Here is a 10415-nt window from a genome sequence, read left to right as displayed (position 1 = left end):
TCAGACTCTTTCGTGTCCGATTCCCGGTCGAAGCGGGGCCGCTTTCCAGTTCCACGCTTTCGCGTTTCCCTTTCCGGCGAGTCCGACTCTATCAGGCCTTTTCCTTTCCCTTGACCAACCACCTGCAGACATGCGGGTGCCGATCCGGGTTTAGAGTCGGGTCTTAAAAGTCGTCACCGACCCCCGACTCGAAGTCGTGGTGGGGTCAGGCAGGGGTACGACAGTACAGGCCTCCGGGAGTCGAGGCAAATCGTTTCCGGTGCCCTTCTAAGGTCGCGAACCATCAGGACTCGGGCGGAACCGGAACTTCCTATGACTTACTCTGCTGAGCAGCACGGCGTCGTCCGCAAGGCGTGACGGCGCCATTCGAGCTCCACCCCTGGGAGGTTCCCCATGACCACTGTGACGTCCCCTCTTGCCGGACGTGCCATCGGGCTCGCCGCGGTACCGGACCCGGTCTTCTCCGGCGCGATGGTGGGGCCCGGAACTGCCATTGATCCCGTACGTGAGCCGTCCGAGGCCGTGTCGCCCGTCGACGGCATCGTTGTCTCCCTGCACCCGCACGCGTTCGTCGTGGTGGACGAGCACGGGCACGGCGTGCTCGTCCACCTCGGCATCGACACCGTTCAGCTCAATGGCGAGGGCTTCGCACTGCTCGTGAACAAGGGGGACACGGTCACCCGCGGTCAGGGCATCGTGCGGTGGGACCCCGCGGGCGTCGAGGCGCTCGGAAAGTCTCCCGTGTGCCCGATCGTCGCGCTGGAAGCCACCGCTGATTCCCTCTCCGACGTCCGCGAGGACGGCGACGTGAAGCTCGGTGACACATTGTTCGGCTGGCAGTGACGGGCTCGGCACAGTGACAGCCGACTGGATATCCACTGCGGGGGCAAGGACCGCCGCACGATCGGAGACGGGTGACATGGAGACAACGCTGCGAGGCGTCGGTGTGAGCCACGGAGTGGCGATCGGTGAGGTGCGTCATATGGGTACGGCGGTGCTCGAACCGCCGGCCAAGCAGATCCCGGCCGAGGACGCGGAGCGTGAGCAGGGGCGCGCTCGCCAGGCGGTGGAGGCCGTGGCGGCCGACCTGATCGCACGCGGGAATCTCGCCGGTGGCGAGGCTCAACACGTGCTGGAGGCCCAGGCCATGATGGCGCAGGACCCCGAGCTGATGGCTGATGTCGAGCGTCGAATTGCCGTCGGCAGCACCGCCGAGCGCGGCGTGTACGACGCGTTCGCCTCCTACCGGGCGCTGCTGGCCAACGCCGGGGAGTACCTGGCGGGTCGCGTCGCCGACCTCGACGACGTGCGCAACCGGATCGTGGCCAGGCTGCTCGGCGTGCCGATGCCCGGTGTGCCGGACAGCGACGAGCCCTATGTGCTCATCGCGCGGGACCTGGCGCCCGCCGATACGGCGCTGTTGGACCCGGCACTGGTGCTCGGCTTCGTGACCGAGGAGGGCGGGCCCACCAGCCACAGCGCGATTCTGGCGCGAGCGCTCGGGGTTCCTGCCGTGGTGGCGCTCCCCGGCGCCGGTGAACTGGCCGAGGGAACGGTCATCGCGGTGGACGGCAGCACGGGTGAGATCTTCGTCGAGCCCAGCGCCGAGAAGCGGGCGGAGATGGAGAGCGCCGCTGCGGCCCGCAAGGCCGCGCTGTCCGCTTCGACCGGCCCGGGTGCGACCTCGGACGGTCACAAGGTCCCGCTGCTCGCCAACGTGGGCGGGCCGGGCGACGTGCCGGCGGCGGTCGCGGCCGGTGCGGAGGGCGTGGGGCTGTTCCGTACCGAATTCCTCTTTCTGGACGACAGCACGCAGGCGCCGTCCGAGGAGACGCAGGTCGCGGCCTACCGCGCGGTGCTGGAGGCATTCCCCGAGGGTCGTGTCGTGGTGCGGGTCCTGGACGCCGGCGCCGACAAGCCGCTGGACTTCCTGACCCCGGCGGACGAGCCGAACCCCGCGCTGGGTGTGCGCGGGCTGCGGAGCCTGCTGGACCACCCCGATGTGCTGCGCACACAGCTGACCGCGCTGGCGAAGGCGGCCGAGGGCCTGCCCGTCCACCTTGAGGTCATGGCCCCGATGGTGGCGGACCGTACGGACGCGAAGGCCTTCGCCGACGCCTGTCGTGAGGCCGGGCTGGGGGCGAAGTTCGGTGCGATGGTGGAGATTCCGTCCGCCGCTCTTCGGGCCCGCTCCATTCTCCGGGAGGTGGAGTTCCTCTCGCTGGGCACCAATGACCTGGCCCAGTACACCTTTGCCGCCGACCGTCAGGTGGGTGCGGTGTCCCGGCTGCAGGATCCGTGGCAGCCCGCACTGCTCGACCTGGTGGCACTGTCGACGCAGGCGGCCGGGGCTGAGGGCAAGAGCTGTGGTGTCTGTGGTGAGGCCGCGTCCGACCCGCTGCTCGCCTGTGTTCTCACGGGGCTCGGTGTGACGTCACTGTCGATGGGGGCGGCGTCCATTCCTTATGTCCGTGCCACGCTGGCGAAGTACACGCTCGCGCAGTGCGAGCGTGCCGCCTCCGCCGCGCGTGCGACGGACTCCGCCGAAGAGGCGCGGATGGCGGCTCAGGCGGTGCTGTCGGGCGAGTAGGTCCGCGGTGTCCGATGTGGAGGGGGCTTCCTGCCGTCGTGGCGAGGAGCCCCCTCGGCCTGTCAGTGGTGCTGCTCCGGTTCGTCCGCGCCGAGGTCGAAGCCCGCGCAGTACTCCACGCGCGACTCCGGCGCGACCGGTTCGCCGGTGTCGGCGTCGGTGCAGTAGGCGCTGAACACCTCGCCGGCGGTGAGCGGGGTCAGGCTGCCGCCGACCAGCCGCCAGCCGTGCACCCGGTCGTCCGCGTCGGCCCTGCTCGTGCGGAGTACGACTCCCCCGGGCTTTTCGAGTGCGATGCCGACGGCGAGCACCGTGACGAACTCCGTTCCTTCCGCCGATTCGAGGCGGGCGGGCCCGGCGGTGTCGCGCTCGGTGTGCAGGACGGCGAGCAGGTGCTCGTTCTCGGTGGGGGTGCTGCATACGAGGTGGTGGGTACCCGGTCCGGCCGTCTCCAGCATGCGCAGCAGGAGGTGGGAGGCCCGGTCGAAGGCGGCGCGGCCGACGTCCTGGCCGCAGTCCGCGCATTTTCCGAGTTCGGCGAGGATCATCGTGGCGTACTCCCAGGTGGCCTGGCGGACGGCTCGGCTGACCAGGAGCGGGATCAGGCTGTCGATGGGCTGTCCGCTGTACGCGACGGTGGCACCGGCCGAGGCGATTTCGGCGGTGAAGCGGCTGCGGCCGGCGGGGGTGTCGGGAGCGATTCCTGACTCCCGGCAGAACTGCGCGTACTCCTCCGGGTCGAAGAGAGCGACCGTGGTGTGCATCCCCTGTGCGGCGAGGGACTTGAGCAGGCCCTCGACCTGCCGCAGATAGACGGTGTGGTCGTCGAAGGTGAAGGTCCGGTAGCGCTGCATCGCCGCGAAGTCCTGCTCGTCGGCCAGAAGGCCGATGGTGCTGGGTGCTTCGCGGCGCAGCGTGCGTCGCATGGATGTGCCCGACCGGCGGGAACCGCTGGTCGTGAGGTGCTTGGTGTTCCTGGTCCGCGCCATGATTCCCCCAGTGCGCTGTCGATCATTGCTCACTCAGAGTAATCACGGGCACTGACAACGCGGCCGGTCAGTGACGCTTGCGGGCGAGGTCCTCGTAGAAGTGGAGGAGTTCGAGGTTGTCGATGGAGCCGGGATTGACCGCCTTGGTCAGCGCCGTGCCTTGGAGGAGCCGTTTGACCGGAACCTCGATGCGCTTGCCGGTGAGTGTGTGCGGGATGCCGGGGACCTCGATGACCTCGTCCGGGACGTGGCGCGGGGAGAGATTCTCGCGGATGGTCCGCTTGATGCTGTCGCGCAGGTCGTCGTCGAGTGCGGCGCCGTCGGCGAGGTGGACGAAGAGGGGCATCCAGTAGCCGCCGTCGGGTTCCTCGATACCGATGACGAGGGATTCCCGGATCTCGGGGAGCCGCTCGACGGCTTCGTAGATGTCCGCGGAGCCCATCCGTACGCCCTGGCGGTTGAGGGTGGAGTCGGAGCGGCCGTGGATGACGACCGAGCCGTGCTCGGTGAGCGTGATCCAGTCTCCATGGCGCCAGACGCCGGGGTACATGTCGAAGTAGCTGTCGTGGTAGCGGCTGCCGTCGGGGTCGTTCCAGAAGCGGATCGGCATGGAGGGCATGGGGGCGGTGACGACGAGTTCGCCCACCTCGCCGATGAGTGGCTTGCCCGCGGGGTCCCAGGACCGGAGGTCCGTGCCGAGGCAGGGGGCCTGGAGTTCGCCGATGTGCACCGGAAGGGTGGGGACCGCGCCGGCGAAGCAGCTGCAGACGTCCGTCCCGCCGCTGACGGAGGCGATCCAGAGGTCGTCGGCGACTTCGTCGTGGAGCCAGCGGAATCCGTCGGGCGGGAGCGGGGAGCCAGTGGTGGCCACGCATTGGATGCGGGAGAGGTCGAAGTCACGGCCCGGGTGGACACCGGCCTTGCGGCAGGCCATGACGTAGGCGGCGGAGGTGCCGAAGAGGGTCGTCCCGGTCTGTTCGGCGACGCGCCACTGGGCGCTGACGTCGGGGTAGCCGGGGCTTCCGTCGTACAGAACGAGTGTGGTTCCGGTGAGCAGGCCAGAGACGAGGAAGTTCCACATCATCCAGCCGGTGGAGGTGTACCAGAAGAACCGGTCGTCGGGGCCGAGGTCGCAGTGCAGGCCCACCTGCTTGAAGTGTTCCAGCAGGATGCCGCCCTGGGACTGGACGATCGCCTTCGGGAGCCCGGTGGTCCCGGATGAGTACAGCACCCACAGGGGATGGTCGAAGGGGACATGTTCGAAGACGGGCTCGGTGTCCGCGGCGGTGAGGGCGGACCATTCGAGGGCGCCCTCCGGGGCCTCGGTGCCCAGCAGCGGGATGTGGACGACGGCGCGCAGGGTGGGCAGTTCGCGGCGCAGTTCGGCGACCGTGTCGGTGCGGTCGTGTTCCTTGCCGCCGTAGCGATAGCCGTCGACGGTGAAGAGGACAACGGGTTCGACCTGCTGGAAACGGTCGAGGACGCTGCGGGCGCCGAAGTCGGGGGCGCAGGAGGTCCAGACGCCGCCGACGGCCGCGGTCGCGAGGAAGGCGACGACGGCCTGGGGGATGTTGGGGAGGTACGCGCTGACGCGGTCGCCCGGTGTGACGCCGAGGGCGCGGAGTTCGGCGGCGAGCGATCCGACCCGGCGACGGAGTTCGGACCACGAGACGGCGGTCTGGGTGTGGGTCTCGTCGACGTGGAGCAGGGCGGGGGCGTCCGCGCGCAGGGGGTCTTCCGCGGTACGCAGGGCGTGCTCGGCGTAGTTGAGGGTGGCGCCGGGGAACCATTGCGCGCCGGGCATGGTGCGGTTGCCGAGGACGGACTCGTACGGGGTGGAGAAGCATACGTCGAACCAGTCGGCGACGGCCTGCCAGAAGGTGTCGAGCTCGTCGACCGACCAGCGGTGCAGGGCCGGGTAGCCACCATCGGCCGGTGCTCCGTACCGCTCGGCCGCCCAGCTCTGGAAGCGGGTAACGGCCGCGGCCGCGACGCGGTCGGGGCCTGGCTGCCAGAGGGGGGCATCGTTGGCTGCTGCGGTCATGGGGCGGCTCCCTGGCTGTACGGATACGCGGGATGGGCGTGGGTCCGCGCACACGTGCTGGGGTGTGCGCGTGAGGCGGCTTTTACGGACGATGTCATGTGATCGTCTTCCGCACCAGGGTTCACCACCCATGGTCGCGTGTCCGGATATGTGGTCCGGCCACGGGTGAACGGAAGTTGAACGGAGCCCGCACCTGCCCTGTCGGATGGCAGGGTGAGCCGCATGGACGGTCGTGACCTGGTGCGCTCGGTGAAGATGGTCGGTTCGGTGCAGGGGCTGCGCACGGTGCGCGCCTCGTGGCGCCGCCGGAATGCGGATGCGCGGGCACTGCCGCGGCTCGGTGCGGAGCGGGCCAGAGTGCCGGGCCTCGTGGTGGGGGCGGAACCGGGGCCGGGCGGGGGCGTGGTGCGGTTCGCGCGTTCGGAGTTGCGGGTCCGGGTGTCGGTGGGCGGTGCGGTGTTCTGGGGCTGGGACGGGGCGGAGCCGTTGCCGTCGTACGCACTGGCCGGTGCGGCGCCCGAGGTGGATCCGCGGGCCGAGCTGGAGCCGGACAAGGGCGGCGGCTGGCAGGTGGTGTCCGAGCGGCTGACCGTCGCGGTGTCGCGGCACGGTGCCGTGGAGCTGCGTACGCCTGGCGGGGTGGTGCTCCGGCGCGAGCTGCCGCCGCGCTGGTGGGAGCCGGTCGCGGGTGGAGCCGCGCGGTGGGTCCAGCGCTCCGAGGTGCCCGCGGACGCCCGGTTCTTCGGGCTCGGCGGACGGGCCTCCGGGCCTCGGCTGCGAAACGGTGTGTACGCGCTGTGGAACACCGATCCGGGCGGGCGCTTCGGTCCGGACGACGATCCGCTGTATCTGACGATGCCGGTGCAGTTGGTGGTCTCCGACGCGGGGACGCATCTGGTGTTCCACGACAACACCTGGTCGGGGAAGGTGAAGCTGCGGGAGGGCGAGGAGGGTGCGGGATCCGGCCATGACCGGCCGGGGATGTGTGAGGTGCGGATGGACGGGGGGCCGCTGCGCTGTTGGGTGATGGCCGGTACGCCGGCCCGGGTGCTGCAGAGCTGGACGGCGCTCACGGGTGCGCCCGCGCTGCCGCCGTCCTGGGCCCTGGGACCGCAGCATGCCCGTTGGGGGTTCGGGAGCGAGCGGGAGGTCCGGCGGATCGTCGCGGGGTACCGGGAGCGGGGGCTGCCGCTGTCCGCACTGCATCTGGACATCGACCACTACGACGCGCATCGGGTCTTCACCGTCGACCGTGAGCGCTTCCCCGATCTGCCGGGGCTGGCCGAGGAGTTGCGTGAGGACGGGGTGCGGCTGGTGTCGATCGTCGATCCCGCGGTGAAGGCGGAACCGGGGAACGCGGTGTTCGACACGGGTACGGCGGTCGGCAGCGGCGGTGCGTTCGTCCGGGACGCCCGGGGCCGGGTGGTGCGCGGGGAGGTCTGGCCGGGTGAGTGCGTATATCCGGACTTCACCGATCCGCGGGTGCGGGAGTGGTGGGGCGGTCTGTACGAGGAGCGGCTCGCGCAGGGGTTCTCCGGGGTGTGGCACGACATGAACGAGCCAGTGTCGTTCGCGGCGTTCGGGGATCCCACGCTGCCGCGGTCGGCGCGGCATTGTCTGGAAGGCCGCGGGGGTGACCACCGCGAGGCGCACAACGTGTACGGCCTCGCGATGGCGCGTGCCGGGTACGAAGGGCTTCGCCGGCTGCGGCCGGAGGCACGTCCGTTTCTGTTCTCGCGTTCCGGTTGGGCGGGGATGCAGCGGTACGGAGGTACCTGGTCCGGCGATGTGGGGACCGGGTGGCCCGGACTTCGGGCCTCGCTGGCGCTGGTGCTGGGGCTGGGGCTGTGCGGGGTCCCGTATTCGGGGCCGGACATCGGCGGGTTCGCCGGGTCGCCGTCGCCCGAGCTGTATCTGCGGTGGTTCCAGCTCGGTGCGTATCTGCCGCTGTTCCGTACCCATGCGGCGATCGACGCGGGGCGGCGGGAGCCGTGGGAATTCGGCCCGCGGGTGCTTGAGCACGCGCGGGCAGCGCTGGAGGAACGGGAGCGGCTTCGTCCGTATTTCGTGACGCTGGCGCAGCTGGCCCGGCTGACCGGTGCCCCGTATGTGCGACCGCTCTGGTGGCGTGCGCCCGGGGAGCGGGCGTTGCGGGAGTGCGAGGACGCGTTCTTGCTGGGTGACGCCCTGCTCGTGGCGCCGGTGCTGGAACGCGGCGCGGATCGGCGGGCAGTGCGGTTGCCGCGTGGGCGTTGGTACGACACGGCGACGGGCGAGGTGTACGAGGGGCCCGGTCACGTGTTGCTCGATGCCCCGCTGTCACGGGTGCCGGTGCTGGCGCGGGCCGGTTCGGTGCTGCCGGTGCGGGGTGCGGGCGGGGGTGTGGAGCTGGAGGTCTGGGCTCCGGCCGCGGGGCGCAGCGGGGGCGGTCTGGTGGTCCGGGACGCGGGTGACGGCTGGGAACGGGCGGAGGTCGAGCGGTACACGTCGCGGCTGGTGGACGGGAAGGTTGTGGTGGAGCGGGAAGGCGAGGAGGGGCCGGTGGACCGCCCGGTGCGCGTACGCGGACTGTGAGGGGTGGAGCGGGAAGGCGAGGGGGCGGGCCGGTCAGTGGTAGCCGCCCCCGAACCAGGTGCGGGCGGCCAGGGTGTGCAGCGGGAAGGCGAGTTCGGTGGGTGCGCGGAGCAGTCGGAAGCCGCTCGTCTCGTCGGTCGGCTGGGAGGGTGGCTGCGGGGCGTTCCGGGAGCAGGCCGAAGAGGAGCAGGTGGCCGTCCGGGGCGCTGAGGGCGTCGGCGAGGCGCACGTCCTGTTCGTCGGCCTCGATGCCGGTCTCCTCACGGAGTTCACGTACGACGGCGTGCCTCCAGTCCTCGTCGTGGTCGATGTAGCCGCCGGGGAGGGCGAGCCCGCCGCGGTGGGGCGGGATGGCGCGGATGACGGTGACGAGTCCGGTGCCGTCCCGGTCGGTGACGGGAAGCAGGGCCACGGCGACCGGCAACGGGTTGCGGTAGGCCGTGTCGCCGCAGACGGCGCAGGTGCGGGGCCAGGAGGTGGGGGACGTCGAAGCGGCGTACGGCGCTCCGCAGCTCCCGCAGTGGGAGTCCTTGACCGGCTTGTCGGAGTTGCTCCTGGGGTTGGACACGCGCGGACTGTATCGGATCGCCTGCCGGGTGGCCCGGATTACTGGATTATGTGCTCATGACAGGTATTGCTTCCGCTCTCCGTGCCCTGGCGGCCGCTGCCGCCGCCCTGTTCGCCGTCACCGCCACCGCCCCCGCCGCGCAGGCAGACCCCGAGCCGAAGGCGCCCGGGGAATTCGTCGCACTGCGTTCGGTGGATCCGACGATCATCCAGGAGATGCGCTACCCCACCGCGCACAACTTCATGGGCGTACCGGTGGACGGCTACCGCCAACCGTTCTGCATCCTGACCCGGCCCGCGGCCCGGGCCCTGCACCACGCCCAGACCCGTCTGCTGCGCCAGGGCTACTCACTGAAGGTGTACGACTGCTACCGGCCGCAGCAGGCGGTCGACCACTTCGTACGGTGGGCGACGGATCTCGGCGACGAGACGATGAAGGGCGAGTTCTATCCCCGGGTCGACAAGTCGCGGCTGTTCGCGGACGGTTACATCGCGGAGAAGTCCGGGCACAGCCGTGGCAGTACCGTGGACCTGACGTTGGTGAAGCTGCCCGCCGCACCGACGGGGCCGTACCTGCCGGGAGGGAAGCAAGTGCCCTGTTACGCACCTCAGGCTGACCGTTTCCCGGACAATTCCGTGGACATGGGCACGGGCTTCGACTGCTTCGACACGCTTTCCCACACCGACGACCCGCGCGTCCAGGGGGCCCAGCGCGCCAATCGGCAGTTCCTGAAGACGACGCTCACCGACGCCGGCTTCGTGAATCTGGCCGAGGAATGGTGGCACTACACCTTCAAGCCCGAGCTGTTCCCCGACACGTATTTCGACTTCCCCGTGGCCCGGAGGTCCGTCGCGGGGCACTGACGCGAGAACGAGAACGGGTGGCCCCGGCAGGTTCCGGCCACCCGTTCCACCCGTTCCACCCCACGGACACGGATCGACCGTTTCCGGTTGCCACATGAGCCATTACGGTGCCCGTATGCCACAGCAGACGTTCGATTCATATGAAGAGTTCTGGCCCTACTACGTCGCGATGCACTCCAGGGCCGCGACCCGCTGGGTCCATCTGACCGGCACCCTCACCGGACTCGCGATCACCGCCTACGGCCTGGCGCGGGGGCGCCGGAGGTACGCGGCCGCTCTGCCGCTGATCGGGTACGGGACCGCCTGGCCCGCCCACTTCCTGATCGAGAAGAACAATCCGGCCACCTTCGGGCATCCCGCGTGGTCACTCCGTGGCGACGTGCAGATGATCCGGATGATGCTGGCGTGCCGCGACCGGGAGCTGGCGGAGATCGCGGCCAAGTGGCTTGCCGACAACCGCTGACCGAAGCGCGTTCTGGCGTTCTGCCAGGACTGTGCGTGGCCTGCTCGTCGGTCTCCTCCCTCGTCAGGACGTCTTCTGACGCAGCCCTTGGTGCGCGAGCGGACGGCCGGGATGCCGTTCTTGCGGCTCGATCCCGAAGACTTCTTCCACCGCCCACTCCCGGGCCCAGCGATCCACCCGCCACAGGGGTGCGGGCGCGGTCAGCCGGTTGGCCACCAGCGCCTCGATGACCTGACCGTGTGTCACATGGGCGATGTCACGGCCCGGGCACAACCGGTCGACAGTCCCGGCAACATCAAGCCGGCGCAGAAACTCGGCAGCGAC

The 10415-nt window shown here is 70.2% G+C and carries 8 protein-coding genes and 1 pseudogene; 5 read left to right on the top strand and 4 right to left on the bottom strand.

Going from position 1 to position 10415, the window contains the following annotated elements:
- The first annotated feature begins 393 nt into the window (after nucleotides 1–393).
- Nucleotides 394–843 carry a PTS glucose transporter subunit IIA gene (locus tag ABZ826_RS37825; RefSeq protein ID WP_361458933.1) on the top strand — a complete coding sequence of 150 codons (450 nt, stop codon included), beginning with the start codon at nucleotides 394–396 and terminating at the stop codon, nucleotides 841–843.
- 76 nt (nucleotides 844–919) lie between these two features.
- On the top strand, nucleotides 920–2590 hold the full coding sequence (gene ptsP, locus ABZ826_RS37820) for a phosphoenolpyruvate--protein phosphotransferase (RefSeq protein WP_361458931.1): 1671 nt from the start codon (nucleotides 920–922) through the stop codon (nucleotides 2588–2590).
- A 62-nt stretch (nucleotides 2591–2652) separates the two neighbouring features.
- Here the strand turns inward: ptsP and ABZ826_RS37815 are convergent, their stop codons facing one another.
- Together ABZ826_RS37815 and ABZ826_RS37810 are read right to left on the bottom strand one after the other, a co-directional pair.
- Nucleotides 2653–3579: a hypothetical protein gene (locus ABZ826_RS37815; protein WP_361458929.1), complete on the bottom strand. Its 927-nt coding sequence runs from the start codon at nucleotides 3577–3579 to the stop codon at nucleotides 2653–2655.
- A gap of 67 nt (nucleotides 3580–3646) precedes the next feature.
- Nucleotides 3647–5623 (bottom strand): acetoacetate--CoA ligase, encoded by a 1977-nt coding sequence (locus tag ABZ826_RS37810; RefSeq protein ID WP_361458927.1) that lies wholly within the window; start codon nucleotides 5621–5623, stop codon nucleotides 3647–3649.
- A 222-nt stretch (nucleotides 5624–5845) separates the two neighbouring features.
- On the opposite strand from ABZ826_RS37810, the gene ABZ826_RS37805 reads away from it, so the two are divergent.
- Nucleotides 5846–8197 (top strand): TIM-barrel domain-containing protein, encoded by a 2352-nt coding sequence (locus ABZ826_RS37805; RefSeq protein WP_361458925.1) that lies wholly within the window; start codon nucleotides 5846–5848, stop codon nucleotides 8195–8197.
- Nucleotides 8198–8230: 33 nt separating this feature from the next.
- Here the strand turns inward: ABZ826_RS37805 and ABZ826_RS37800 are convergent.
- Nucleotides 8231–8765: pseudogene (locus ABZ826_RS37800) on the bottom strand (NUDIX domain-containing protein).
- A 56-nt stretch (nucleotides 8766–8821) separates the two neighbouring features.
- On the opposite strand from ABZ826_RS37800, the gene ABZ826_RS37795 reads away from it, so the two are divergent.
- Both ABZ826_RS37795 and ABZ826_RS37790 read left to right on the top strand, forming a co-directional pair.
- Nucleotides 8822–9628, top strand: coding sequence for a M15 family metallopeptidase (locus ABZ826_RS37795; RefSeq protein WP_361458923.1), 807 nt, complete (start codon nucleotides 8822–8824; stop codon nucleotides 9626–9628).
- 115 nt (nucleotides 9629–9743) lie between these two features.
- The gene (locus tag ABZ826_RS37790) at nucleotides 9744–10091 is read left to right on the top strand and encodes a DUF962 domain-containing protein (RefSeq protein ID WP_361458921.1); all 348 of its coding nucleotides are present in this window, start codon (nucleotides 9744–9746) and stop codon (nucleotides 10089–10091) included.
- Nucleotides 10092–10154: 63 nt separating this feature from the next.
- On the opposite strand, the gene ABZ826_RS37785 is transcribed toward ABZ826_RS37790, so the two are convergent.
- Nucleotides 10155–10415 (bottom strand): DUF4277 domain-containing protein (locus ABZ826_RS37785; RefSeq protein ID WP_361458919.1); only part of this gene is annotated, 261 nt, incomplete at its 5' end.

The organism is Streptomyces sp. NPDC047515 (genome assembly GCF_040643055.1).
Classification (GTDB): domain Bacteria; phylum Actinomycetota; class Actinomycetes; order Streptomycetales; family Streptomycetaceae; genus Streptomyces.
This window is presented reverse-complemented; position numbering and strand designations above follow the sequence as displayed.

Coding starts and splice junctions, on each gene's coding strand:
- ABZ826_RS37825 (WP_361458933.1), top strand. CDS start 394: ATGACCACTGTGACGTCCCCTCTTGCCGGACGTGCCATCGGGCTCGCC.
- ptsP (WP_361458931.1), top strand. CDS start 920: ATGGAGACAACGCTGCGAGGCGTCGGTGTGAGCCACGGAGTGGCGATC.
- ABZ826_RS37815 (WP_361458929.1), bottom strand. CDS start 3,579: ATGGCGCGGACCAGGAACACCAAGCACCTCACGACCAGCGGTTCCCGC.
- ABZ826_RS37810 (WP_361458927.1), bottom strand. CDS start 5,623: ATGACCGCAGCAGCCAACGATGCCCCCCTCTGGCAGCCAGGCCCCGAC.
- ABZ826_RS37805 (WP_361458925.1), top strand. CDS start 5,846: ATGGACGGTCGTGACCTGGTGCGCTCGGTGAAGATGGTCGGTTCGGTG.
- ABZ826_RS37795 (WP_361458923.1), top strand. CDS start 8,822: ATGACAGGTATTGCTTCCGCTCTCCGTGCCCTGGCGGCCGCTGCCGCC.
- ABZ826_RS37790 (WP_361458921.1), top strand. CDS start 9,744: ATGCCACAGCAGACGTTCGATTCATATGAAGAGTTCTGGCCCTACTAC.